Here is a 25,270-nt window from a genome sequence, read left to right on the forward strand (position 1 = left end):
ACCGGCACAACAAAAAACCCGCAGCAATGCGGGTTTTTTCGTTTCGAGAGCAGGCACTCAATAATGAGGCGGCGGCGCTTCATCCTGAGACGCGCCGAAAGGGCTGACCTCGTCCTGCCGCTTGGCAAGCGCCTGCATATGCAGTTGCAGCCGTTCAATGAGCTTCTGCTGCTCCACCAGCGCATCGTTGAGCGCCTGGATGGTGTCGTCCTGGAAGGCCTGACGGCTCTCCAGCTCGACGATGCGATCTTCGAGTACCTTCACTTATACGTCTCCGAATCGAAACTGTGCCGGCATGACCGACTGCAGCCTGTCGCGCAGGGCGGACACCTGCTCTTGCTCATAAGGCTTTGCCGGGTGGCGCCCCCACACGGGAGCGGGCCAGGCATCGTCGGCGCGATAACGCACGATCACATGCATATGCAGCTGGCTGACCACGTTGCCCAACGTGGCAATATTGATCTTGTCCGCCTGGAACGCATCCTTCAACACTTCGGCCAGCAGAGCGGTTTCCGCCCACAACGCGCGCTGATCTTCTGCATTGAGCTGGAAGACCTCACTGACGTCCTCACGGCGCGGAACCAGGATGAACCATGGATAGCGTGCATCGTTGCTGAGCAACAACCGACTCAGGGGAAATTCGCCCAGCACAAAGGTGTCCTGCTGCAGACGGGGATCCAGAACGAACATCAACTCACCACTCAACGATTGAGGTAGCCGCCGAAAGTATGAAGGCGACCGAATTAGGCATCCAGCATACCGGGCATGCCCTGGAAATTTAACCCTGCCGATAGCGCACCAAAAAGCCGCACAAATGCTACGAACAGTTTTTTGCGCGCACCATATTGTTTCCCAAAGTAAACATCAAAGAAGTTCCCGGACGCTCAATTAAAAATCATTATCAAATAAGCAAAGACAAAGATTTGAGCCTATTAATAAGCAACCTATCAACCAAGGCAAAAATGAGAAATTTAGGTCGGGTATTTGTATTTTTGATTGGTGAAGCTGCCCTTTCACGGCCCTGATACCTAATTAATTTGCAGCTTTGGCATTTTGAGCACGAGTCTTGCTTTATGGCTTGCAACGCGCTTCTTCAGGGCAACGTGGTAACGTAGCCGCGCCCTGATCAAGAGCTGAGAAATAGTCGGTAGGTCATGCACGCGGGGAAATCTGTAAATTGCGGCACGCTCTACCCGCTCTGTGAGGAGCTGTAGCGCGCGACCAATGGATAGATTGAAACTATCGCCATACAAAGCGCCGTGCTATAAGTTCCATCCGACACAAAAAGAAATAGAGCTGCTCTCCATAACAACCAATTGAGCAGCGGAAGTACTCTTCTAAACCAAAGGAGCAAATCACGATGCGAGTGATGAAGTGGAGCGTAATCGCCCTGGCAGTAGCCGCGGGTACCTCTCAAATGGCAGTGGCTTCGGATCAGTCCGAATCCAAGGGTTTCGTGGAAGACAGCAGCCTGTCGCTCCTTGCGCGCAGCATGTACTACAACCGTGATGCCCGTAACGGTGCTTCTCGCGGTACTCAAGGCAATGGTTACTCCGAAGAGTGGGGCGCCAGCGCTCGTGCTCTGTTCGAATCCGGCTTCACTCAAGGTACCGTAGGTTTTGGCGTCAATGCTTACGCTGGCGCTCTGTGGCAGCTCGACACTGGCGGCGGCCGTCGTGGTGTTGGCATGTTCCCGGAGAACGAAGGCAAAGACCTGAGCATCGCTAACGCTGCGGTCAAGGCTCGTTTCTCCAACACCGTAGTGACCTATGGCTCGCAACTGCCAGCCCTGCCAGTACTGGCTTACGATGACGGCCGTCTGCTGCCGGAAACCTTCGAAGGCACCATGATCACCAGCACCGAGATCGAAGGTCTCGAGCTGAATGTTGGTCGTTTCACCGCGCAAAATGCGATGAACCAGTCGGGCCGCGATAGCTTTGACGATGGCGTTCTGAAATCCATCGACGTATATGGCGGTTCTTACGCTGTAAGCGATGATCTCAGCGTCGCTTACTACCACAGCGATCTGGAAGATGCCTACAAGCGCCACTACGGTAACGTAAATTACACGCTTGCGTTGTCTGAAGAGCAGTCCCTTGGCTTCGACTTCAACGTTTACAAGAGCGACTACGATTCCCAGTTCGGCAATGGTGGCGACAACACCATCTGGAGCCTGGCGACTACTTACAGCGTAGGCGCTCACTCCTTCATCCTGGCTCACCAGCGTAACACCGGCAGCCAAGGCTTCGACTATGGTGTTGGTGATGGCGGCGGCGCAATCTTCGTAGCCAACAGCTTCCTGTCTGACTTCAACCAGGAAGACGAGCGCTCCTGGCAGGCAAGCTACGAGCTGGACTTCGCCACCTATGGCGTTCCAGGCCTGAGCTTCAAAACCGCTTATATCTGGGCAGACAACATCACCTCGCGTGATGACGACGGCGCAATTTCCGCCACCGATGGCAAAGAGCACGAGCTCTTCAACCAAGTGCGTTATACCGTTCAAAGCGGCGCGGCCAAGGATCTGTCCTTCCGTCTGCGTAGCTCGGTTCTGCGCGGCAACTCTGAAGTGGGCACCGACACCAACGAAGTCCGCTTCTACGTGAACTACCCGCTCAGCGTTCTGTAATCTCGCGCAAGCCTGATAACAGTTCAGAAAACCCGGCTTCGGCCGGGTTTTTTATTGACTGCAAGAAACCCTCAAGGCAAATCAGCCACGACCAAGCACATTGAACCGGCCAATGATCGATTCCGGGCAGCCACAGACGCACCAATACGGACTATCAATTCAAAACCAGCGCCCCACTTTGGCGCGCGCACCCTCGTTGCCATCCCCCCGATACTCTGCGTCCTGTACGCCACAGAGCTGTCGCCGTACAATGCCGAGTCATAAAAATCCCCTTTGCAACCGACAGAACGGCCCATCATGCGTACCAGTCAGTTCCTGCTTTCGACCCTCAAAGAAACGCCTTCCGATGCTGTCGTCATCAGCCACCAGTTGATGCTGCGCGCCGGGATGATCCGCAAGCTCGCCTCTGGTCTTTATACCTGGCTGCCAATGGGTCTGCGCACCCTGCGCAAGGTAGAGAAGATCGTGCGTGAAGAGATGGACGCTGCCGGCGCTCTGGAAGTGTTGATGCCCGCCATTCAGCCTGCCGAACTGTGGCAGGAGTCCGGCCGCTGGGTGCAGTATGGCCCGGAACTGCTGCGAGTGAAGGATCGCCATGACCGCGAGTTCTGCGTTGGCCCGACCCACGAAGAGGTCATTACCGACCTGGCCCGCAACGAGCTGAACAGCTACAAGCAGCTGCCGTTGAACATGTACCAGATCCAGACCAAATTCCGCGATGAAATTCGCCCACGCTTCGGTTTGATGCGTGGCCGTGAATTCATCATGAAGGACGCCTACTCCTTCCACGCTGATCAGGCTTCCCTGCAGCAGACCTATGACCGCATGCATCAGGCCTACTGCAATATCTTCACCCGCCTGGGCCTGAACTTCCGCCCGGTGGTAGCCGACAACGGTTCGATCGGTGGCGCTGGCTCCCACGAGTTCCACGTACTGGCCGACTCCGGCGAAGATGACATCGTATTCAGCAATGTCTCCGACTACGCCGCCAACATCGAGAAGGCCGAAGCGATTCCTCGCGAGGCCACTCGCCCGGCAGCCAGTGAAGAGCTGCGCCTGGTCGACACACCGGATGCGAAAACCATCCAGCAGTTGGTGGATGGCTTCGATCTGCCTATCGAGCGCACCATCAAGACACTGATCGTGCATGCTGAAGAAGAAGGCAAGCTGATCGCACTGATCATCCGTGGCGACCACGAGCTGAACGAGATCAAGGCCGGCAACCAGCCGGGCGTTGCCAGCCCGCTGGTAATGGCTTCGGATGCCGAGCTGCGCGCAGCCATCGGTGCCGGTGCCGGCTCTCTGGGCCCGCTGAATCTGCCGCTGCCGATCATTATCGACCGCTCGGTGGAGTTGATGAGCGATTTCGCCATCGGCGCCAACATCGACGACAAGCACTATTTCGGCGTCAACTGGGAGCGCGACCTCCCTGTGCCGACCGTTGCCGACCTGCGCAACGTGGTGGCCGGCGATCCGAGCCCGGACGGCCAGGGCACCCTGGAAATCAAGCGCGGCATCGAAGTCGGGCACATTTTCCAGCTGGGTACCAAATACAGCGAATCGATGAACTGCCAGGTACTGGGTGAAAACGGCAAGCCGGTCACCCTGAGCATGGGCTGCTACGGCATCGGTGTTTCCCGTGTGGTGGCAGCTGCCATCGAACAGAACTCCGACGAGCGCGGCATCATCTGGAACGACACCCTGGCACCCTTCCAGATCGCTCTGGTACCGCTGCGCTACGAGACCGATGCGGTACGCGAGGCGACCGACAAGCTGTATGCGGAGCTGACCGCTGCCGGCTTTGACGTATTGCTCGACGACCGTGACAAAAAGACCAGTCCGGGCATCAAATTCGCGGACATGGAATTGATCGGCATCCCGCATCGCATCGTGGTCAGCGACCGCGGCCTCGCCGAAGGCAATCTGGAATACAAGAGCCGCGTAGAAATCGAGGCTCAGCCGGTTGCCGTTGCCGATGTCCTGTCGTTCATTCAGAACCGTATCCGCCGCTGACCCGCCAAAGAGCCGTCATGTTCAAGCGAAGCACCTTACGCCTCGTCGGCGCCACTACCTGTGGCGCCTTGTTCCTCACCGGCTGTGCCAATCATTTGCCACAGCGCAGTGAGCACGAGGAGCGCGTCGAGCGCAAACTGTTGAGCCACAGCCTGCAGATCGACGTCGGCCAGCCTCAGGTTCTGGAGCTGCCGCAGCGTCGTGTGCGGGTGCACGAGCAGAAGGTCTTCGAAGTGACGCCCTTCGAGGTCACACGCCACTATGATCGCTACACACCCTATCAACCCTGGCGCGAGATCTACGAAGTTCCGCTAGGTGCGGTGGCTATCGTCGGCGGCGTTGGCGCCAATGTCCTTAACGTGGTGGCCCTCGGCCGCCTGCCGGATACGGCGACCAAGGACTGGATCAGCTACGGCGTGGCGGGCATCAACCCGTTCATGAACGTCGAGTCCAACGGCCGCTCGCAACAGAACCTGGCCGGAATCGACGAAAAGCGCCAGGAAACCCGTACCGAATACTCCAGCCTGCCGTGGGCAGAACGGCCGGTAATGATCAAAGCCGACGAGCAAACCCACGAACTGCTGACCGACCGTAACGGCGTACTGCGGCTGAACCTGCTCGACGCCCCCTTCGCCGATCAGGATATCGCCCGTATCGGCACACTGCTATTAACGGTGACGGACGATCAGGACTCCACCAGCGCAGAGGCCACCGTGTTAGTCAGCCGCACACTGCGCGGCAAGCTACGTGAGGCCCATGACCTGGTCTATGACGACCTGGAAGGCGCGGAAGTCGAACAGTGGGTGCATCGCGTCAAGCGCTTGTCTGAACTAGGACTTGAAGAAGAGGCCAGCGAACTCGAGCAGAGCCTTATCGAGCTGACCCGCAACGATCCGGAATTACAGGCGGAGTTTCTCAAATCGCTCACCGATAACGCAGGCCGCCTGGTCGCCGATCCCGGCGAAGACTAGAGCCTGTCACACCGTGCAGCAGCTCTTCGGCCTGCGCACTAGCGTCGACGGGCTGCAGACCTCACCACTGTACGCCGAACTCCGTGTGCCCTTGCCAGGGCTGCTCCTGCAGCTCGAGCTCGGCCACCCTCGCCTGCGGCGTTCCGCTCTCCAGCCAGCTCGCCAATGCCCGTACCGCAGCCAAGTCACCTTCAAAAGACACTTCCACCCGGCCATCGCTCAGGTTGCGTACCCAACCAGACAGCCCCAGTCGCAAGGCCTCTGCAGCAGTACTCTAGCGAAAGCCAACGCCCTGAACGCGCCCCGTCACATAGCCGTGCAGACTCAGACCGCCCAACGCATCATCCCTCCTGCCGCAACGCGCTCAGGCGCGCCTTGAGGCCTTCGGCATTCTGTTCGCCAAGCAACCGCTCGCGCACCTTGCCCTTGTCGTCGACGATGTAGGTCACCGGCAGCGCATCGCTGGGCGGCAATCCATAGTGCTCGGCGGGATCCTTGGCCAGTACGGTGAACTCGATGCCTAACGCCTCGGCAGCACGGGCGAGCTCATCACCCTGTAAACCATCAAAGTTCACGCCAAACACACCTATCGACTGTTTCTCCAGCTCCGGGGTCAACGCATTCAACTCGGGGATCTCGGAACGACAGGGGCCGCACCATTCAGCCCAATAATTGATAACCAGCCACTGGCCTTCGAGACGCTCAACCGCTACCTTTCGCCCATGCTGGTCGACACCGAAGTCATCCCCACATCCCGCCAGCGCCAACCCGGCGGCGAGCACCATCATGATCCGAATGACTGACTGGAGTCGCTTTACCATGGAAACGGTCCTCATACCGGTAGGGTTGCTATGACACTGGATGCCTCGCAGCTCGACGTGCCCGACGCGCCGCAGACCAATTCGATCACCCAAACCGAACTGGCCGAGCGCCTCTGCGCAGCGCGCCAGCAGGCTGTAGAAGCAGGATTGCAGGAGACGCTGGCTCTGCTTGCGCGCCTCAACCGCAGTGCAATGACCTTACTCGAAAGACAACGTACGCTGCAAAATTTCAGCGATGAATATCGCCATTACAACGCAGTTGGCCACGCTATAGCCTCAGCGTCACTGCGCATGTTGTGCAGTGAACTGGCCATTGGCTTCAAACGCCTGCTGCTGCAGATATTTCAGGGGCACAAGCCATCGCGCCCGCATCTGGCCTGGTGCCTGTATATGGCTCAGCACTTCATTGCACAGACGCTTCTGCGCCATTATCAACAGTATCGTGAGCCCGCACCCGAGCTTTGGCGCGATAGCCACTTGTTGTACTGGCTAGGCGAACAGCAGGACTGCCTCGACGAGCCCGTGGCAGCAGCGTTTCTGCCAACGCCCGCCGACACGCTACGCGGCCTTTACCAACAGACACTGTTACTGGCTCTCAGCAACCCGCCGCATCTGCATCCAGAAGAAAGCGAGCGGCTGTTCACTGCCCTGGCACCGCTGGCAGCGACCGCCAGACTGCTGCCATGGGATACAGAGGACAAATCCGAAGGCGCGCTGATCGACCTGACGCTGGCTCAACCCTGCCTCACCTATCTGCAACGACCGGAAGCAGGCTCCGACACATTGCGGCGCCTGGAACTGGGCGCCCTACTGGTAGCGCTGAGCGAACCGGCACCACTGCAGAGCGCCGCAGAACGCGAGTTGCTCGAGCGGGTGCAGCAGCACTGGCAAGGCAACAATCAACGCCGGCACTTGCGCACACCGCAGCAAAGCGATTGTCGACTGGCGATTGGCGTACCGGCCATTCATGCCCAGTTGCTCGAACAACGCCCGCAGTGCACGCCTGGGCAGATTCTCGATATCGGCCCAGGCGGCGCACGCCTGCTGTGCTCGGCCAAGGCGTCGGGCACACTGCCCATCGGCCAGTTGGTGCTGCTGATCGCCGACAGCGACGTTCTCGCGCTGATCTGCTGGCGGCATCTGAATGCCGAAGGCCTGCATCTCGGCCTGCGCTACCTGAAGGGCCTAGCGCAACCGACCTGGCTCAGGCGCACCCCCAGCAGCCAGTCCCATCTCGGCATACTGCAAAGCACACCAAAGCCCCGTAACGGCTGGCACCACGGCCTGTGGGTGCCGCGCGATCAATTCGCCGACGAAGAGAATCTCTGGCTGCAGCTACCCAACGCGGTCAGCCAGAACCGACTTCAACTGCCTCCCTGCAACCTGGCAAGCGCCACGGTGAGCCGCCACCCTCTCGAACTGCCATAAATGAGAGCCAGGTCACACCGAAGGCCGGCCTGGCGCACAGTCTTGGAACAGGTGGGCTCTTTATAATTTCCCGCTGAAGTCCTTAGCAGCCAGGGAAAGCCCCATGCCCAACGCTCACGACACGCTGATCGGCCAGGTACCCGCACACCTCATCGAGGGCGCGCACCTGCAGCTCACCGCTTACGATGGCCGCGTGGCCGAATTCAACATCGCCGCCTGGCTGCATCTACCAGGTCAAGCCAACAGCCTGGTATCCCTGCAGGTCAGCTACCGCGACGCTGGCCAACTGCGTTCGGTGAATCTGGATCACGCCAAAGTGGGCGCCCAGGACAGAATCCTTCTGTCAGGCATAGCGCGCCTACCCGTTTCGCAGCGCATTGAGGACATGCAGATTCGACTGCGTACGGCGCTGCCGCGAATCGAGGTGAAGGTGGAAGAGCTATTCGTACAAGCCGTCGAGCCAGTGATCGCGCAAACGCAAGGAAATCAGGCGAACGCCTGACTGGCGGGTGCACCAGCGCCTGACTCAAGGGGGCTCGAAAATGCGCCTGGTGGCGTGCCCATTTGCGCGATGCAAACGAGAGACTCGGGCCAGCGGCTGAATGTGAGCCCGGTGATGCGATTCAGGCTTTCCAGCGCGGCCTTACTATCACGTGAATGGAGCATGACAACCTTCCCTGTAGCGTTACTCATGGCATGCATTCCCCGACTCGGATATCGAAAACCTATTGAGTATGGCACTTAGCCAGAATCATGCCATTGTGCTGACGCCAGTTAAACGTCGAAATAACCATGCTTCATCGAGCGTCGCAACAGCATCCTTGCCCAGCCGAGCACTCAACTGGCGCGCAATCTGTCATTTTTTGTCACTCCCATCCCCTTCGAGCCAGTGCGCCAGACTGTCACCGAACAGCAGCGTCTGCTCCTCATGAAGGCGCTGCAAAGCTTGGCGCAATGCGGGATACCAGGGCTCGTCCAGCTCTGCCGGTAACTGATTGAAGTGCGGTAGCGGCCAAGGACTACGCTCCAGCAACTGCTGCAACGAATAATGATCAAGGTCGCGGCTGAGCATCCAGCTGTCTCCCCCGGTACAGGCAACCAGACGCTGACTCTCGAGAAAGCTCAACACCTCCTCCCATTCATGCCCCGGCAATAACCAGCCCTGCCGCTGCACATCGCGGTGACGCACCTTCAGCCCCGTTCGCTGCCGCGACTGGAAAACCCGCAGAATGCCCAACAGCACCAGCACGCGGGGCATCGCCTGCTTGCGCCAATGGTGGGACACGCCCAAATTGCACACCAGCTCGGCGCCGACCAGCACGATCAGCCAGGACATGTAGATCCACAACAGAAACAGCGGCACCGTGGCGAACGCCCCGTAGATCAATTGGTAACCTGGAAACAGGCGCACGTAGATACCGAAAAGCGCCTTGGCAAGCTCCAGCAGTATTGCGGTGAAGAGCCCACCCCAGAACGCATGTCGCAGCGGCACACGGGCGTTGGGTACAGCGGCGTAGAGCAGTGTGAAAGCCGCAACGCTGAACAACAACGGGGTGAAACGCAGCAGTGTCTTGGCACCCACTACAGCATCTGGCCCGCTGAGCAGCGAAAGCGAGGCAATATAGGTGCTGACGGCAAACCCGGCGCCGAGCAGCATCGGCCCAAGGCTGAGAATCGCCCAATACAGCAGGAAGGTCGAAATACCCCGACGCGGCTGCCGAACCCGCCAGATGGTGTTGAAGGTGCGCTCGATGGTCACCAGCATCCAGAATGCCGTCACCGCCAATACCGCGACGCCGATCCAGGTCAGTTGACGCGCCTGCGTGGTGAAATCACTCAGGTACTCCTGCAGTGCTTCACCCGCTGACGGCACAAAGTTGTGGAAGATGAATGCCTGGATCTGCTCACCGCTGCCCTGAAAAGCGGGAACCGCGGACAGCATGGCAAAGGTGACCGTCATCATCGGCACCACGGCAAACAGCGTGGTGTAGGTCAGTGCCGCCGCATTGTCGGCACCACGGTTTTCGAAAAACCGATGCCAGAGAAATCGCACGAACTCCCACCCGTCGCGCAAACGTTGCTGCATACCTACCTCTCGGAACCGATCCATATCTCGCGAACTACCGTCCTACAGACATCACGCTCAGCACGGCGTCAGTGCGCTGCGCCAGTGAATCGAAAAAAGCCGGGTAGCGTTGAGGCCAAAGCACCTGAAAGCCCGCCGAAATCGGGCAAGGGCGATGCAGCCAACGCATAACAGACGCTGGGCGCGCACTTAGGTTCGTATCTATTGACGCACCCAGTTCAGCGCAGGGCGCCTACGCGGTTAGAATAGCGTCCACCTGCCGCCAGAAGCGACCACCTCATGACCAATCTGACGCTCTACCACAACCCGCGCTGTTCCAAATCTCGCGGCGCCCTGCAACTGCTCGAAGAGCGCGGCGTGCAGCCAACGGTTTTGCTGTATCTGGAGACGCCACCGAGCGCCACGCAGTTGCGCGACCTGCTGACCAAGCTAGGCATCCCTGCGCGGCAACTGCTGCGTACAGGCGAAGACGAGTACCGCGAGCTGAATCTGGCGGACGAAACGCTCAGCGAAGCGCAACTGATCGAGGCCATGGCCTCTCACCCGCGCCTGATCGAACGCCCGATCCTGATCGCTGGCGACCGCGCAGTGATCGGTCGCCCTCCCGAGAACGTACTGGATCTGCTGCCATGAGCAATGACTACATCCTCGTGCTGTATTACAGCCGCCATGGCGCCACTGCCGAGATGGCCCGCCACATCGCTCGCGGCATCGAGATGCAGGGTCTCGAAGCACGCCTGCGCACCGTACCGGCAGTGTCTGCCGAGTGCGAGGCGGTCAGCGATACGATTCCGGCCGAGGGCGCACCCTACGCCACCCTCGATGACCTGAAAAACTGCACAGGCCTGGCCCTGGGGAGTCCGACCCGCTTCGGCAATATGGCGGCGCCGCTGAAGTACTTCCTCGACGGTACCAGCAACCTGTGGCTGACCGGCAGCCTGGTCGGCAAGCCCGCCGGCGTATTCACCTCCACCGCCAGCCTGCATGGCGGCCAGGAGAGCACGCTGCTGTCGATGCTGCTGCCGCTGTTGCACCACGGCATGCTGATCGCCGGCCTGCCCTACAGCGAATCGGCACTGGTCGAGACACGCGGTGGCGGCACGCCCTATGGCGCCAGTCACCACGCAGGTGCCGACGGCAAGCGCGCGCTGGACGAGCACGAAATCATCCTGTGCCGCGCCCTGGGCCAACGCCTGGCGAGCATCGCCGTCAAACTGGGAAATGACCGTGGGCAGCACCGCTAAGCCGCTTCCCAGCGTCGACTGGCTGCTGCCACGTCTGCGCTTGTGCCGCTACCTGAGCCTGGCCAGTTTTATGGGCCTGGCGGCGCTGCTGCTGATCTGGAACCTGGGCTACGCAGCGGTGCCCAGCTCACTATTGTGGGCGGTGCTGGCCTTCCAGATGCTGCCATTGCTGCTGCTTGCACCGGGCATCATCGGCGGCCATCCGCGGACGCATTCCTGGGCCTGCTTCGTGGTCAACCTGTACTTCATCCAGGGCGTGCTCGCGGCCTTCGACCCGTCCAAGCAACTGTTCGGGTGGCTGGAAATCATCCTCAGCCTGAGCCTGTTCACCAGCGCGCTTTTCTACACCCGCTGGTGCGGGCAGTACCAGCGCATCGGCGCTGCCGGGGAATAGGATCGCCCGCAAGCGGACTCCTGCATGACCGTGGCCGATGAAGATCCGTAGGAGCCGGCTCGCCGGCGAATGGTCATCACGCTGCGGATTGGGCTGAATGCCTGCGGCAAACGGGCCAGAGCCCCAACGCCGACTACCAGCCAAGGGTTTCTTTCAGGAAGGGAATGGTCAGCTTGCGCTGGGCCTGCAATGAGGCCTGATCGAGGCGTTCGAGCAGTTCGAACAAGGCGCTCATGCTGCGCTCGCCACGGGTGAGGATGAAGCGCCCCACGTCGTCGCTCATATGCAGCCCGCGCCGCGAGGCGCGCAATTGCAGCGCGCGCAGCTTGTCTTCGTCGGATAGCGACTGCAGCTGGAACACCAGTGCCAGGGTCAGCCGTGATTTCAGATCAGGGAGCTTGATCGGTAACTCGCGGGGCGAGGCATTGGCCGCCAACAGCAAACGGCGGCCGCTGTCGCGCAGGCGGTTGAACAGGTGGAACAGGGCTTCTTCCCAGATGCGCTGCCCGGCGGCAGCTTCGAGATCATCCAGACAAACCAGCTCGAATTGCTCGAGATTGTCGAGAATTTCCGGACCGTACTGCACCACCTCGGCCAGCGGCAGGTAGACGGCGCGCTCACCGATCTGCTCGAAACGCAGGCAGGCGGCCTGCAACAGATGGCTGCGACCGACTCCCTCACCGCCCCACAGATAAATAAGGCTCTCCGTCCAGCCAGCATCGGCTTCGCACAGACGCTCGACATAACCCAGGGCTGCGGCATTGGCGCCCGGGTAGTAATTGGCAAAGGTGGCGTCGTCACGCAGACGCACACCCAAGGGCAACTGAATCGGCTTCATGCTGGGGGCAAGGCTCGTCGGAGCCAGATCGAGGCTCTGGATAAAGGTGGCAAAGTCTATACCCTTGGAGGCGCCCTGTCATTGCCGTACTTTCCAAGGCAATACAAGGGTTTACACAACCAAAGCGATGCCGAGATTTTCAGACTCCGGGCTTCTCTCCACTGTAAGCCTCGGACTGCTTGTACAGGTCGTGCACATGGCGCAACAACACCATGATCACCGCCGCCACTGGCAATGCCAGCAGAATACCGGTGAAACCGAACAACTGGCCGCCCGCCATGATGGCGAAAATCACTGCCACCGGATGCAGGCCGATGCGATCACCGACCAGCAGCGGTGTCAGCAGCATGCCCTCGAGCATCTGCCCCACGATAAATACCCCTGCGATGGCGAGCAGCGGATAGGGATCGCCGCCGAACTGGAACAGACCGGCAATCAGCGCCGAACCGATCCCGACCACCACACCGAGGTAGGGCACGATGCTCGCCAGGCCGGCCAGCAGACCGATCAAAAGGCCCAACTCCAGCCCGATGGCCATCAGGCCGACCGAATACATCACCCCCAGCGCGAGCATCACCAGTAACTGCCCACGCAGGAAGGCGCCGAGCACCTCATGGCACTCAGCGAACAGCTTCACTACAACGCCTTCGTTGTCGCGCGGCACCAGGCTGCGCAGCTTGGCGACCAGCAGATCCCAGTCGCGCATCAGGTAGAAGCTGACCACCGGAATCAACAGCAGGTTGGCGGCCCAGGCCATCAGCGCCAAGCTCGAAGCCGTCACCTGGGAAAGAATCAGCCCGGCTATATCAGTGGTCTGCCCCAAGTGTCCGGAGATCGCCGCCTTGAGTTGATCGAAACGCCAGAAGCCCTCGTTGAGCCCCAGTTTGACCTGAACCCACGGCAGCGCCTGGTTCTGCGCCCAGTCGAGCATCTGCGGGAGCAGTTCGTAGAGGCGCGCCAACTGCTTGCCGAGCATCGGGATGAGCACCAGCATCGCCAGCGCTATCAGCAACGTGAACAGCGTGAACACCACGATCACGCCCCAGGTGCGCGACAGCTTCAGACGCTCAAGACGATCCACCAACGGATCGCCGAGGTAGGCGATCAGGATGCCGATCAGAAAGGGCGAAAGGATCGGATGCAGTACGTACAGGAAGCCACCCAGCACCAGCAATGCAGCTATCCATAGCCAGCGAGACGAAAGGGGCATGCTCAATCCTCAGAGGGGAAGTGACAGTTCACGGCGCACTCGACTGCTACCGGGGCAAGCGGCAGCAGCCCGGAGCAATCGATAGTGAAACGGTTCGGTTTATATTGCTGGCAGTCTACCAGCGAAAACGCAGCACATCGTCACGCGGCACGATAGCGGGCGCAGTAGGCGCTGCCTGAGGTTCGACAGGCACCTGCCCGGCATCCACGGGCACTGGCGCCTCGGCTTCGGCCGGCGCCTCGGCAGCCAGTTCGGCGGCGGAGACTTCACGCAGTTGCAGCAACGCTAGCTGGGTACGCAGTTGCTCGACGCTGGCGCTGACCTTGTAGGTCAGGTGATCGCCCTGCACCGACTGCAACTGCGCACCGAAGGGTTCGAGCACGCGCTGCAGCTCGGAGTAACGCGACAGATCGGCACCGATGATTTCTACGGTCTGAGTAGTGCTTGCACCCGGCGCGACGACAAAGCGCGGTGCCAGGCGCTCGCTCACCGCCAGCAGCACGGCATCGGCCAGAGCTGCCTGATCGGCACCTTCGGCCTTGCCCTGCTCGCGCTCTTCGCCCAGCCACAGCTGCCAACTGGCCTGCCACTTGCCATCAGCCTCGCTGGCACGAACCGCCAGCAACGCATCGGCACCGTAGCGCTCCGAGGCCGAGCGCAGAGGAGCAGGATCTTTGGCACCGAGGTTTTCGTCGGTGGCCAGCAATTGCTCGCTGAGATCCGCCAGCGGCAGGCGCAGCGGCAGGCCGCGGTGCTGGGCAGCGAGGCGCAAAGGTTCAGCGCTGGCCTGACCATCACCGACCATGTTCGAACCATTGGCCGTATCATTCAGCCACCAGGCCAGAATGGCCGGGCGATTGACCCCCCACAGCGGCAGCCCTGCCTGGCGCAGCGAGCGATCCGTGGAGACGGCATCGAAATCGACCACCAGGTGATCACCTTCGTAACCATACTGACTGACAATCTGTTGAGGATCCTTGCGCAGCTCCGCGAGCGCATTGCCCTTGGCCGCCTCCGGCTTGCCGGTCAGGCGCAGCACCAGCGTCTCCACGGCGCGCTGCAAGGCAGCATCACGCTCCTCGGGTTGCTGGCTGGCGACCGGCTCCTTCACCTGATAGAGGTCACTGACCGTAGCCGCCAGGGTCGGCAGGCTGAAGAGCGACAGGCAGAGAAGCAGCGGGCGGAAGGTCGGGCGCATGAATTGGGACTCTCGACGGAAAGAAGACGGCGCACGGCAGAAGCCGAGGCGTTATACCTTAGGGGCTGTTGCTATCGCATCGCAAGCCGCGTTGCCACGCAAGACGCTGACGCCGTGCTCGTTTGTGACCTGCTCCCAGGACATGGGTTTCATTTTCAACCCTGACAGGACACATCGATCAGCCTCCACCCAGCGCTGTGGCTGGCCGCTGCCGGGCAAGCCTGATAAAATCGCGCGCCTTCGCAGAACGGCCCCGAGGGGCCGGTGCTATTCCGACTTTTCCCCTTCCAAAGGCCTGGATCTATGAGCAAGCAACCCTCCATCAGCTACAAGGACGCAGGTGTAGATATCGACGCAGGCGAAGCCCTGGTCGAGCGCATCAAGGGCGTAGCCAAGCGCACCGCCCGTCCTGAAGTCATGGGTGGCCTGGGTGGCTTCGGCGCCCTGTGCGAGATCCCGGCCGGCTACAAGCAACCCGTACTGGTGTCCGGCACCGACGGCGTGGGCACCAAGCTGCGCCTGGCCCTGAACCTGAACAAGCACGACAGCATCGGACAGGATCTGGTCGCCATGTGCGTCAACGACCTGGTGGTCTGCGGTGCCGAGCCGCTGTTCTTCCTCGACTACTACGCCACCGGCAAGCTCAACGTCGACGTGGCGGCTACCGTGGTCACCGGTATCGGCGCTGGCTGTGAACTGGCTGGCTGCTCGCTGGTGGGTGGCGAAACCGCTGAGATGCCCGGCATGTACGAAGGCGAAGACTACGACCTGGCCGGTTTCTGCGTCGGCGTCGTGGAGAAAGCCGAAATTATCGACGGCTCCAAGGTCGCCACTGGCGACGCACTGATCGCGCTGCCCTCCTCCGGCCCGCACTCCAACGGCTACTCGCTGATCCGCAAGATCCTCGAAGTATCCGGCACCGACATCGAGAAGACCGAACTCGACGGTAAGCCGCTGGCTGATCTGCTGATGGCACCGACGCGCATCTACGTCAAACCCCTGCTCAAGCTGATCAAGGACACCGGCGCGGTCAAGGCCATGGCCCATATCACTGGTGGCGGCCTGCTCGACAACATCCCGCGCGTGCTGCCGGACAACGCCCAGGCAGTGATCGACGTGGCCAGCTGGCAGCGTCCGGTGGTATTCGACTTCCTGCAGGAAAAAGGTAACGTCGACGAGCACGAAATGCACCGCGTGCTGAACTGCGGCGTGGGCATGGTCATCTGCGTGGCTCAGGAGCAGGTTGAAGTCGCCCTGCAGACCCTGCGCGCTGCGGGTGAGCAGCCCTGGGTCATCGGTCAGATCGCCGCGGCCGCCGAAGGCGCAGAGCGCGTCGTGCTGAACAACCTGAAAAGCCACTGATGCCGCGACCCTGCAACGTGGTGGTGCTGCTGTCCGGCACCGGTAGCAATCTTCAGGCGCTGATCGACAGCATCGACCAGGGCGAAAACCCGGCGCGAGTCGCCGCGGTGATCGCCAATCGCAGCGATGCCTTCGGCCTGCAGCGAGCGCGGGACGCGGGCATCGCTACCCGCGTTCTCGAGCATGGCGAATACGACGGGCGCGATGCCTTCGATCAGGCGCTGATGCAGGCCATTGATGACTTCGCGCCACAGCTGGTGGTGCTGGCCGGTTTCATGCGCATCCTCACCCCCGGGTTCGTGCGCCACTACCACGGGCGCCTGCTGAACATTCACCCATCGCTGCTGCCTCGTCACAAAGGCCTGCACACCCATCGACGCGCCCTGGAGGCTGGAGACGCCGAGCATGGCTGCAGCGTGCACTTCGTGACGGAGGAACTCGATGGTGGCCCTCTGGTCGTACAAGCAGTAATCCCGGTACAGTCGCAAGACACTGCCGCCAGCCTGGCGCAGCGGGTTCACGTGCAAGAGCATGAGATCTATCCGCTCGCCGTACGCTGGTTCGCCGAAGGCCGTCTGCGCCTCGGCGAGTCGGGCCCGCTGCTCGACGGCAATGCATTGCCGGCCACCGGCTACCTCATCAACTGCAAGGAGACTCCATGCGCCGCGCCCTAATGTTAGCCCTGGCGTTGTTCAGCCTGCCTGCCCTAGCCGAAGAGCCCAAGCCCTTCTCCGCCAGCTATACCGCCGACTGGAAACAGGTACCGGTCAGCGGTTCGGCCGAACGCAGCCTGCAGAAACTAGACGATGGACGCTGGCAGCTGGTCTTCAAGGCCTCCATGCTGGTCGCCGGACTGACCGAGCAAAGCACCTTCACGGTCGAGGACGATGCCTTCCTGCCGCAGAGCTACAAGTTCGAACGCAGCGGTCTCGGCAAGAGCAAGGATGTCGAATTCGATTTCGACTGGTCGCAAAAACAGGTGATCGGCAGCGATCGTGGCGACCCCGTGCGCTTCCCGCTCAATCGCGGCATGCAGGACAAGTCTACCTACCAGCTCGCCCTTCAGCATGACGTTGCCGCTGGCGAGAAAAGCATGAGCTACCAGGTAGTCGACGGTGACGAAATCGAAACCTACGACTTCCGCGTGCTTGGCGAAGAAGTGGTACGTACCAGCGCCGGCCTGATCGATGCCATCAAGGTCGAACGCGTGCGTGACCCGACACAGAGCAGCCGTAAGACCATCCTCTGGTTCGCCAAGGACTGGGACTACCTGCTGGTGCGTCTGCATCAGGTGGAGAAGGACGGCAAGGAATACCAGATCATGCTCAAATCGGGCACGGTCGACGGCAAGACGGTCGAAGGTCGTCGCGACTGACCTCAAGCCGCAGCAAAGAAAAACCGGGCATGTCCCGGTTTTTTTGTGCCTGCAAAACGCAGACAGACTGTGCTGTTGCAGCGCCACAGCAAATCCGCAAACGAAGCGCTTGCGGAACTTGTAACTAATTACTACAGTCGTAATCGTGTCGTTGCTTAGCAGCCTAAGCGCGACCGTAAAGGCTTTGCGCCGCATCTATCCGGCAAAACTGGAGAAAGAATAATGAGCGTAGTAGTAGTGACCGAGCGTGACGAACACCACATGTCTCATGAAGCCCAGGCCGAAGGCAAACGCATCTGGGACGTCCACCAGAACGACCAGCTGGTCGGCATATTCCCCTCTGAAGAAGAGGCAGTCGCCTACCAGGCGGAACTGAAGTCATCCGAAGTCGCCCACTCGCACTGATCGGAATCGCAACAAAAAGCCCGCAGATCGCGGGCTTTTCAATTTTCAATGTCAGGCACTCACCACATCAGGTCGTCAGGCACCTGATACGCAGCGTACGGATCATCCTCGTCCGGCGCTTCGGTTGGCGTGTTGAGCAACAGGATACGCTGCGGGTCGCGCTCCTGGATCTTCAGCGCCGCTTCACGGGGAATCACTTCATAGCCGCCGCCATGGCGGACGATGGCCAGGGAGCCTCGGCTCAGCTTGTCGCGCATCAGCGTATTGACCGAAAGGCGTTTGACCTTCTTGTCGTCGACGAAGTTGTAGTAATCCTCGGTGGTCAGCTTGGGCAACCGGGAAATCTCGATCAACTGCTTGATCTGCGCAGCACGGGCTTTCTGCTCGGCCTTTTCCTGCTGCTGACGGTTGAGCTCCTGGTCACGGGCAGCCTTCTCGACCTTGGCCTGCTGGGCGGCCAGTTGACCGGACTTGTCCTCCTCGGCCTGCCCCTTCTTCACCATTCGTTGCTGCTTGTGCTGTTGCTTGCTGGCTTGCTTGACCTGCTTCTCGTTGACCAACCCGGCCTTGAGCAACTGGTCACGTAATGAAATCGCCATAACCTTCCTATCCGCAGACAATTTAATGAGATGGGACACGCCCATCGGATTTCTATCAAGGTGGCTGTGCCGTCCTGAGTCAGCAGCCTCGCAGCTTCTCGTTTTTCTTGGCCTCGCCCCACAGGGCATCGAGCTCATCCAGCGTGCAATTCTCGATGGGGCGCCCTGCTTCGCGCAATGCCTGCTCGATAAAACGGAAGCGCCGCTCGAATTTGCCGTTGGCTGCCCGCAGCGCCGATTCCGGATCGACCTTCAGGTGTCGCGCCAGATTGGTGGCACTGAACAGCAGATCACCGATTTCCTCGGCAATGGCTTCGGGATCATTTTCACTGATCGCCTCGAGCACTTCATCCAGCTCTTCGCGCACCTTGTCGAGCACCGGCAGCGCATCAGGCCAATCGAAGCCGACGCGGGCGGCACGGCCTTGCAGCTTCTTGGCTCGGCTCAGGGCTGGCAATACATTGGGCACGTCATCGAGCAATGACAGTTGCTGGGGTGCCGCTGAGCGCTCGGCACGCTCTTCGGCCTTGATGGTATCCCAGCGCTGCTTGACCTCTTCTTCACTCAGCCGCGGCTGATCCACAGGGCCGTACAGGTCACCATCGGGAAACACGTGGGGATGGCGACGAACCAGCTTGCGGGTGATGCCATCGACCACATCGGCGAACTCGAAGCGCCCTTCCTCCCGGGCCAGCTGGCTGTAGTAAACCACCTGAAACAGCAGGTCGCCGAGTTCGCCAGGCAGTTCGGCAAACGCCTCACGCTCGATGGCGTCCGCCACTTCGTAGGCTTCTTCGAGGGTGTGCGGCACGATGCTGGCGTAGGACTGGCGCAGATCCCAGGGGCAACCGTGCTGCGGATCGCGCAGGCGGGCCATCAGGTTGAGCAGGTCGGTAAGTTGGTACATGCACTATTCCAGTCGGTGCAAACGCGAGACGCAGGTGCGCCTCGCGCTTGTCTGGCGGGTCAAGGCGCCCGGTGACGACGCGCCTCGATGATATTGGGCAACTGTGACAGACGGCCGAGCAGGCGACCAAGCGCATCCAGCCCCGGAATTTCAACCGTCAGCGACATCGACGCGGTGTTGTCTTCCTTGTTGGAGCGCGTGTTGACCGCCAGCACGTTGAGCTTCTCGTTGAGCAACATCTGGGTCACGTCACGCAGCAGACCGGAGCGGTCGTAGGCGCGAATGATGATGTCCACCGGGTAGGTCTGTACTGGCACCGGCCCCCAGCTGACCTGGATGATCCGCTCCGGCTCGCGCCCACCGAGCTGCAGGACAGCGGCACAATCCTGACGGTGGATACTGACACCGCGCCCAGCGTGATGTAGCCAACGATGGGGTCGCCCGGCAGCGGCTGGCAGCAACCAGCCATCTGCGTCATCAGGTTGCCGACACCCTGGATCTGGATATCACCACGCTTGCCCGGTTTGAAGCCTTGAGCCTTGCGCGGAATCAGCTCGAGCTGCTCATGGCCACGCTCGGGCTCGACAAGTTGCTGCGCCAGGTTGACCAACTGAGCCAGGCGCAAGTCGCCAGCACCCAGGGAGGCGAACATGTCCTCGGCGGTACGCAGATTGGCTTTCTCGGCGAGCTTCTCGAAGTCCACCGTCGGCAATGCAACCCGCGCCAGCTCGCGCTCGAGCATCGTTTTGCCGGCTGCGACGTTCTGGTCGCGGTCTTGCAACTTGAACCAGTGAACGATCTTCGCCCGCGCTCGCGAGGTGGTGATGTACCCCAGGTTGGAGTTCAGCCAGTCACGACTCGGCGTGCCCTGCTTACTGGTGATGATCTCTACCTGCTCGCCGGTCTGCAGGCTGTAGGTAAGCGGCACGATACGGCCATTGATCTTGGCCCCGCGGCAGTTGTGGCCAATCTCGGTATGCACCCGGTAGGCGAAGTCCAGCGGCGTAGAGCCCTTGGGCAGGTCGATGGCATGGCCGTCGGGAGTGAATACGTACACCCGATCCGGCTCGATATCGACACGCAACTGCTCGGCCAAACCGCCGATATCACCCAGCTCCTCATGCCATTCGAGCACCTGACGCAGCCAGGAAATTTTCTCCTCGTAATGACTGGAACCAGACTTGACGTCGGTGCCCTTGTAACGCCAGTGGGCGCATACGCCGAGCTCGGCCTCTTCGTGCATGTTGGAGGTGCGAATCTGCACTTCCAGCACCTTGCCCTCGGGACCCAGCACCGCAGTATGCAGGGAGCGGTAGCCGTTCTCCTTGGGGTTGGCGATGTAGTCGTCGAACTCCTTGGGGATATGCCGCCACAGGGTGTGCACGATACCCAGCGCCGTGTAGCAATCACGCACCGCCGGCACCAGCACGCGTACTGCGCGCACGTCATAGATCTGGCTGAACTGCAGGCCTTTGCGCTGCATCTTGCGCCAGATCGAATAGATATGTTTCGCCCGGCCGCTGATGTCGGCCTGGATGCCAGTGGCTTCCAGTTCCTCGCGCAGTTGCTCCATCACTTCGTTGATGTAGTGCTCACGATCCAGCCGACGCTCGTGCAACAGGTTGGCGATCTGCTTGTACTGCTCGGGCTCGAGGTAGCGGAAGGACAGATCCTCCAGCTCCCACTTGATATGGCCGATACCCAGACGGTGGGCAAGCGGTGCATAGATATCGAAGACTTCACGGGCGACGCGCTGGCGGCGGTCTTCGTCGGTGTCCTTCACCGCGCGAATCGCGCAGGTTCTCTCGGCCAGTTTGATCAGGGCGACACGCACGTCATCGACCATCGCCACCAGCATTTTGCGCAGGTTGTCGACCTGGGCCTGAGACCCCAGCACCAGAGACTCACCACGCGGATTGAGGCTGGCGCTGATGGCGGCCATGCGCAGCACGCCTTCGATCAGCTTGCCCACCACCAGGCCAAAACGCTGACGAACGTCAGCCAGAGGAATTTTGCCTTCGCGTACGCCGCGGTAAATGACACCCGCAACCAGAGAATCCTGATCGAGCTTGAGGTCGGCGAGGATCTCAGCGATCTCCAGCCCGGCACTGAAGCTGGAGGCACCTTCAGTCCACAGGTTCTGCGCCGCATTGGCCTGCTGCTCGGCTGCTCGAGCGAACTCGCAGGCGTCACGCAGGGCATCGCGATCAAGTGCCGGATCGACACTCGTGACGTGCTCCAGCCAAGCCTCGAGATTGATACTGCCATCATCGTTGGTGGGCTGGTGCGCTCTAACCTGAACCATCTTTACCTTCCCTACAGCGGGGCGTGCCCCGCTAAATGTCGCCAGGCTTCTGCGAGCCGGTCGGTTTGACCACATCGGCGCAATCCCTTTACGCCATTGCACTTATTATCTATCTACATCCTGAAACCTGCTCAACAGCTAGCGAGCCAGCCGCTGAGACGATACACAACGCTTGCTGAGTAGACTCTCAACGCTCGAACAGCGCCATCGCCTCAACATGTGCCGTTTGCGGAAACATGTCCAGAATACCGGCTTTTTTCAACCGATAACCCTGTTGCAACAATTCGCCACTGTCCCGCGCCAGGGTCGTCGGGTTGCACGATACGTAAACCAATCGTTTAGCCCCTAGACGCGCAATCTGCTGAACCACCTGCAGCGCACCATCACGCGGCGGGTCGAGCACAATGGCGTCGAAACCTCCCGTAGCCCAGCCCGCGTCAGATAGCGGTTTGGACAGGTCCGCCTGATAAAAGTGCGCATTGGTCAGGCCGTTGGCGCGGGCATTGTCTGCCGCGCGCTCGACCATGGCCTGCACACCTTCCACGGCAATCACTTCGCGCGCCTGCTGGGCCAGCGGCAACGCGAAGTTGCCAAGGCCGCAGAAGAGATCCAGCACTCTCTCATCGCTACGCGGCGCCAACCACTGCAAAGCCTGGGCCACCATCGCCTCGTTAACGGCGGCATTTACCTGCACGAAGTCGCCAGGGCGATAGGCCAGTTGCAGGTTCCAGGTGTCCAGGCGGTAGCCCAATTGCTGCGTAGCGTCCACCGCTTGCGGCTCACCTTCGCCCTGCAGCCATAGCTGGGCGTGATGCACCGAGCAGAATGCCTGCAGACGAGCCAGATCCACTTCACTCAATGCTTCGGTGTGGCGCACCAGAACGGCGCTGGCGGTGCCTTGGAACAGCTCGACATGACCTATCGCACGAGGCGCCTGCAGCCCGCCCAGCAGAGCTGGTAAAGCACGCAGGATCGGCTGCAGCGGTTCGACCAGCACAGGGCACTCACCAATAGCGACGATGTCCTGGCTGGCTGCTGCGCGAAAGCCGACTTCCAGGCGCTTGCCGCGCATATCCCAACGCACGGCGATACGCGCACGACGGCGGTAAGCAAATTCGGAGCTGGTCAGCGGCTCGGCCCAGACTTCGGGTTGCAAGCCGCCAAGACGCTCGAGCTGCTCGGCAAGCATGCGCTGCTTCAGAGCAAGCTGTTCGCCATGGGGAATGTGCTGCACGCTGCAGCCGCCACACACGCGGGCGTGTACGCACGGCTCGTCGCGCCGGTCGGGACTGGCCTGAAATACCCGCTCGGTGCGCGCCTCCACCACCTTGCTACGAGCGCCGAGCACCCTGGCTTCGACCTCTTCACCGGGCAGCGCACCGCCGACGAACCAGGTTCGGCCCTCGATGAACGCAATACCGCGGCCGTCGTTGGCCAGGCGCTCGATCTTCAGGCGCTGTTTCTTGCCGACCGGCACCTGAGCGGCACGCGTGCCGCCGCTCGGCTGGAAGCGCAGACCGCCATTCTTGCCGGCCATCAGTTCGCCGTGGCGTCGTACACGCCAGTGGACAGATAGCGGTCACCGCGATCACAGATGATGGCAACCAGCACCGCGTTCTCCAGTTGCTGGGACAGGCGCAGCATGGCCGCGACCGCGCCACCAGAGGAAACGCCGCAGAAGATGCCTTCCTCGCGCGCCATGCGGCGCATCACGTCCTCGGCTTCTGCCTGTGCCATGTCGACGATGTGGTCGACGCGCTCGGACTCGAAGATCTTCGGCAGGTACTCTTCCGGCCAGCGACGGATGCCCGGAATCGCCGAGCCTTCCATCGGCTGCAGACCGACGATCTGCACGCCTGGGTTTTGCTCCTTGAGGTAACGCGACACGCCCATAATGGTGCCGGTGGTGCCCATGGAGCTGATGAAATGGGTGATCTGCCCGCCCGTCTGGCGCCAGATTTCCGGGCCGGTGCCGGTGTAGTGGGCGACCGGGTTATCGCCGTTGGCGAACTGATCGAGCACCTTGCCGCGGCCGTCGGCCTGCATGGCGAGAGCCAGGTCACGGGCACCTTCCATGCCCTCCTCCTTGCTCACCAGGATCAACTCGGCGCCGTAGGCGGTCATCGCCGCCTTGCGCTCGGCACTGGAGTTGTCCGGCATGATCAGGATCATCTTGTAACCCTTGATCGCCGCAGCCATGGCCAGCGCGATGCCGGTATTACCCGAGGTCGCCTCGATCAGCGTGTCGCCGGGTTCGATATCACCGCGCAGTTCGGCACGGGTGATCATCGACAACGCCGGGCGATCTTTCACCGAGCCGGCCGGGTTGTTGCCTTCGAGTTTCACCAGCAGGGTGTTGCTGGTGGTGCCAGCCAGTCGTTGCAGGCGAACCAGAGGCGTATTGCCGACGCATTCGGCGATCGTGGGGTATTGCGGGGTCATAGCGTCGATCGAGTCCAGACGGCTGCAGGGGGCCGTAATGATACCGGCAAAAGGGCCCGAGCCCTACTATCAGCTGCATCGACATCGACCGGCTCGCAGCGATTGCCTAATAGTGCTGGAGCCCTTGTTCCCTGCCTCGCAGACACACGGGAAAAGGCTTGCGAACAAGCGGATCTAAGCTAATAACGGATTGATCTAGCGCCTCGTGACACCCGCGATCACCGGTGTGCCGCTGAGCGGATCGCGCATCAGCGTGCAACGTACGTCGTAGAGCTCCTCGACGAGTGCCGGAGTGACGATCTCGGCGGGCGCACCCTCGGCGATGATCCGCCCAGCCTTCATCGCCACCAGATGATCGGCGTAGCGGCAGGCACTGGACAGGTCATGCACCACCATGACCACGGTCTTGCCTACCGAAGCCAGATCACGAATCAGCTCGAAGACTTCGATCTGGTGACCAAGATCCAGGGCCGAGGTAGGTTCGTCGAGCAACAGCAATGGCGTCTGCTGCGCCACCGCCATGGCGATCCAGGCGCGCTGGCGCTGACCACCGGACATCGACTCCAACGGGCGCTCGGCCAGTGCTTGCAGGTCGGCTACACGCAGCGCTTCTTCGACGATGGCCTGATCTTCCGCCGACCACTGACGCAGCAGGCTCTGGTGCGGCTGGCGACCAAAGCGGATCAGTTCGGAGACGGTCAGGCCGTCGGGCGCATTGGCGTCCTGGGGCAATAGCGCCAGTTGCCGCGCCACCTGCTTCGACGGCAGGCTGCCGATGGCCCGGCCATTGAGCAGCACCGCACCCGCACTGGGTTTGTGCAGGCGAGACAGGCCGGCCAGCAATGTCGACTTGCCGCAGCCATTGGGGCCGACGATGGCGGTCACCTGCCCTGACGGAATGCGCAGCGACAGCCCCTCGATGATCGACGCATGGGGATACCCCAGGCTCAGGTTCTCGGCCTGCAGGGTGACCTCGGCCGCGGGCCGGGTGGCGAACAGGTTAGACGTAGTCATCGGCTCAACTCCGCAACAGCCGCCGAATGGAG

25 protein-coding genes and 1 pseudogene are annotated in these 25,270 nt (G+C 61.0%); 12 read left to right on the forward strand and 14 right to left on the reverse strand.

Translation table 11 applies throughout. From position 1 onward, the window contains the following. Positions 1–57 precede the first annotated feature (57 nt). Complete coding sequence (locus tag ACZ0AI_RS10275) at positions 58–264, reverse strand: SlyX family protein (protein WP_463565656.1); 207 nt, start codon at positions 262–264, stop codon at positions 58–60. Then, positions 265–690 carry an HIT family protein gene (locus ACZ0AI_RS10280; RefSeq protein ID WP_463565657.1) on the reverse strand — a complete coding sequence of 142 codons (426 nt, stop codon included), beginning with the start codon at positions 688–690 and terminating at the stop codon, positions 265–267. Between the two features lie 670 nt (positions 691–1,360). Here ACZ0AI_RS10280 and ACZ0AI_RS10285 point away from each other — a divergent pair. The 3 genes from ACZ0AI_RS10285 (at position 1,361) to ACZ0AI_RS10295 (ending at position 5,610) form a co-directional block, all read left to right on the forward strand. Further along, positions 1,361–2,626, forward strand: coding sequence for an OprD family porin (locus ACZ0AI_RS10285; RefSeq protein WP_463565658.1), 1,266 nt, complete (start codon positions 1,361–1,363; stop codon positions 2,624–2,626). A 297-nt stretch (positions 2,627–2,923) separates the two neighbouring features. Beyond that, the gene (locus ACZ0AI_RS10290) at positions 2,924–4,639 is read left to right on the forward strand and encodes a proline--tRNA ligase (RefSeq protein WP_463565659.1); all 1,716 of its coding nucleotides are present in this window, start codon (positions 2,924–2,926) and stop codon (positions 4,637–4,639) included. 17 nt (positions 4,640–4,656) lie between these two features. After that, positions 4,657–5,610, forward strand: coding sequence for a hypothetical protein (locus ACZ0AI_RS10295; protein ID WP_463565660.1), 954 nt, complete (start codon positions 4,657–4,659; stop codon positions 5,608–5,610). Between the two features lie 61 nt (positions 5,611–5,671). Here the strand turns inward: ACZ0AI_RS10295 and ACZ0AI_RS10300 are convergent, their stop codons facing one another. Both ACZ0AI_RS10300 and ACZ0AI_RS10305 read right to left on the reverse strand, forming a co-directional pair. After that, entirely contained in the window at positions 5,672–5,866 is a 195-nt protein-coding gene (locus tag ACZ0AI_RS10300; protein ID WP_463565661.1) for an acylphosphatase, read from the reverse strand. An 85-nt stretch (positions 5,867–5,951) separates the two neighbouring features. Beyond that, positions 5,952–6,431: a TlpA disulfide reductase family protein gene (locus ACZ0AI_RS10305; protein ID WP_463565662.1), complete on the reverse strand. Its 480-nt coding sequence runs from the start codon at positions 6,429–6,431 to the stop codon at positions 5,952–5,954. 30 nt (positions 6,432–6,461) lie between these two features. Between ACZ0AI_RS10305 and ACZ0AI_RS10310 the strand changes: the two genes are divergently transcribed. Together ACZ0AI_RS10310 and ACZ0AI_RS10315 are read left to right on the forward strand one after the other, a co-directional pair. Beyond that, positions 6,462–7,859, forward strand: a complete 1,398-nt coding sequence (locus ACZ0AI_RS10310) for a PilZ domain-containing protein (protein ID WP_463565663.1) — start codon at positions 6,462–6,464, stop codon at positions 7,857–7,859. Positions 7,860–7,962: 103 nt separating this feature from the next. Continuing rightward, positions 7,963–8,361, forward strand: coding sequence for a hypothetical protein (locus tag ACZ0AI_RS10315; RefSeq protein WP_463565664.1), 399 nt, complete (start codon positions 7,963–7,965; stop codon positions 8,359–8,361). A gap of 354 nt (positions 8,362–8,715) precedes the next feature. Here the strand turns inward: ACZ0AI_RS10315 and ACZ0AI_RS10320 are convergent, their stop codons facing one another. Beyond that, positions 8,716–9,945 carry a YihY family inner membrane protein gene (locus ACZ0AI_RS10320; RefSeq protein ID WP_463565665.1) on the reverse strand — a complete coding sequence of 410 codons (1,230 nt, stop codon included), beginning with the start codon at positions 9,943–9,945 and terminating at the stop codon, positions 8,716–8,718. Positions 9,946–10,224: 279 nt separating this feature from the next. Here ACZ0AI_RS10320 and arsC point away from each other — a divergent pair, with 279 nt between their 5' ends. From arsC to ACZ0AI_RS10335, 3 genes are read left to right on the forward strand one after another with little or no spacing between them, the layout of a single operon-like run. Next, positions 10,225–10,578 (forward strand): arsenate reductase (glutaredoxin), encoded by a 354-nt coding sequence (arsC, locus tag ACZ0AI_RS10325; protein WP_463565666.1) that lies wholly within the window; start codon positions 10,225–10,227, stop codon positions 10,576–10,578. Continuing rightward, positions 10,575–11,189, forward strand: coding sequence for an NAD(P)H:quinone oxidoreductase (wrbA, locus tag ACZ0AI_RS10330; RefSeq protein ID WP_463565667.1), 615 nt, complete (start codon positions 10,575–10,577; stop codon positions 11,187–11,189). The genes arsC and wrbA overlap by 4 nt, the downstream gene beginning before the upstream one ends. Further along, the gene (locus ACZ0AI_RS10335; RefSeq protein WP_463565668.1) at positions 11,173–11,583 is read left to right on the forward strand and encodes a DUF2069 domain-containing protein; all 411 of its coding nucleotides are present in this window, start codon (positions 11,173–11,175) and stop codon (positions 11,581–11,583) included. Before wrbA ends, ACZ0AI_RS10335 begins: the two co-directional genes overlap by 17 nt. A 133-nt stretch (positions 11,584–11,716) precedes the next feature. On the opposite strand, the gene hda is transcribed toward ACZ0AI_RS10335, so the two are convergent. The 3 genes from hda to ACZ0AI_RS10350 form a co-directional block, all read right to left on the reverse strand. Continuing rightward, the gene (gene hda / locus ACZ0AI_RS10340; protein ID WP_463565669.1) at positions 11,717–12,421 is read right to left on the reverse strand and encodes a DnaA regulatory inactivator Hda; all 705 of its coding nucleotides are present in this window, start codon (positions 12,419–12,421) and stop codon (positions 11,717–11,719) included. A gap of 139 nt (positions 12,422–12,560) precedes the next feature. Next, positions 12,561–13,631, reverse strand: a complete 1,071-nt coding sequence (locus ACZ0AI_RS10345; protein ID WP_463565670.1) for an AI-2E family transporter — start codon at positions 13,629–13,631, stop codon at positions 12,561–12,563. A gap of 115 nt (positions 13,632–13,746) precedes the next feature. Next, positions 13,747–14,829, reverse strand: coding sequence for a DUF2066 domain-containing protein (locus ACZ0AI_RS10350; RefSeq protein WP_463565671.1), 1,083 nt, complete (start codon positions 14,827–14,829; stop codon positions 13,747–13,749). A 303-nt stretch (positions 14,830–15,132) separates the two neighbouring features. On the opposite strand from ACZ0AI_RS10350, the gene purM reads away from it, so the two are divergent. From purM to ACZ0AI_RS10370, 4 genes are all read left to right on the forward strand, one after another. Then, positions 15,133–16,191 (forward strand): phosphoribosylformylglycinamidine cyclo-ligase, encoded by a 1,059-nt coding sequence (purM, locus tag ACZ0AI_RS10355; protein WP_463565672.1) that lies wholly within the window; start codon positions 15,133–15,135, stop codon positions 16,189–16,191. After that, positions 16,191–16,865: a phosphoribosylglycinamide formyltransferase gene (gene purN, locus ACZ0AI_RS10360; RefSeq protein WP_463565673.1), complete on the forward strand. Its 675-nt coding sequence runs from the start codon at positions 16,191–16,193 to the stop codon at positions 16,863–16,865. Before purM ends, purN begins: the two co-directional genes overlap by 1 nt. Beyond that, positions 16,850–17,566 carry a DUF3108 domain-containing protein gene (locus ACZ0AI_RS10365; RefSeq protein WP_463565674.1) on the forward strand — a complete coding sequence of 239 codons (717 nt, stop codon included), beginning with the start codon at positions 16,850–16,852 and terminating at the stop codon, positions 17,564–17,566. The genes purN and ACZ0AI_RS10365 overlap by 16 nt, the downstream gene beginning before the upstream one ends. 222 nt (positions 17,567–17,788) lie before the next feature. Continuing rightward, the gene (locus ACZ0AI_RS10370; RefSeq protein ID WP_463565675.1) at positions 17,789–17,971 is read left to right on the forward strand and encodes a hypothetical protein; all 183 of its coding nucleotides are present in this window, start codon (positions 17,789–17,791) and stop codon (positions 17,969–17,971) included. Between the two features lie 59 nt (positions 17,972–18,030). Here the strand turns inward: ACZ0AI_RS10370 and ACZ0AI_RS10375 are convergent, their stop codons facing one another. The 6 genes and pseudogenes from ACZ0AI_RS10375 to ACZ0AI_RS10400 all read right to left on the reverse strand — a co-directional run bounded on the left by ACZ0AI_RS10375 (position 18,031) and on the right by ACZ0AI_RS10400 (position 25,238). After that, complete coding sequence (locus ACZ0AI_RS10375) at positions 18,031–18,570, reverse strand: DUF2058 domain-containing protein (protein ID WP_463565676.1); 540 nt, start codon at positions 18,568–18,570, stop codon at positions 18,031–18,033. Between the two features lie 79 nt (positions 18,571–18,649). After that, the gene (mazG, locus tag ACZ0AI_RS10380) at positions 18,650–19,477 is read right to left on the reverse strand and encodes a nucleoside triphosphate pyrophosphohydrolase (protein WP_463565677.1); all 828 of its coding nucleotides are present in this window, start codon (positions 19,475–19,477) and stop codon (positions 18,650–18,652) included. Positions 19,478–19,536: 59 nt separating this feature from the next. Continuing rightward, a pseudogene (relA, locus tag ACZ0AI_RS10385) lies at positions 19,537–21,782 on the reverse strand (GTP diphosphokinase). Between the two features lie 187 nt (positions 21,783–21,969). Then, the gene (rlmD, locus tag ACZ0AI_RS10390) at positions 21,970–23,319 is read right to left on the reverse strand and encodes a 23S rRNA (uracil(1939)-C(5))-methyltransferase RlmD (RefSeq protein ID WP_463565679.1); all 1,350 of its coding nucleotides are present in this window, start codon (positions 23,317–23,319) and stop codon (positions 21,970–21,972) included. Further along, positions 23,319–24,224 carry a cysteine synthase CysM gene (gene cysM / locus ACZ0AI_RS10395; RefSeq protein WP_463565680.1) on the reverse strand — a complete coding sequence of 302 codons (906 nt, stop codon included), beginning with the start codon at positions 24,222–24,224 and terminating at the stop codon, positions 23,319–23,321. The genes rlmD and cysM overlap by 1 nt, the downstream gene beginning before the upstream one ends. A gap of 195 nt (positions 24,225–24,419) precedes the next feature. Next, positions 24,420–25,238, reverse strand: coding sequence for an ABC transporter ATP-binding protein (locus tag ACZ0AI_RS10400; RefSeq protein WP_463565681.1), 819 nt, complete (start codon positions 25,236–25,238; stop codon positions 24,420–24,422). Positions 25,239–25,270 lie beyond the last annotated feature (32 nt).

The sequence above is a fragment of the Pseudomonas sp. AC355 genome (genome assembly GCF_979258205.1).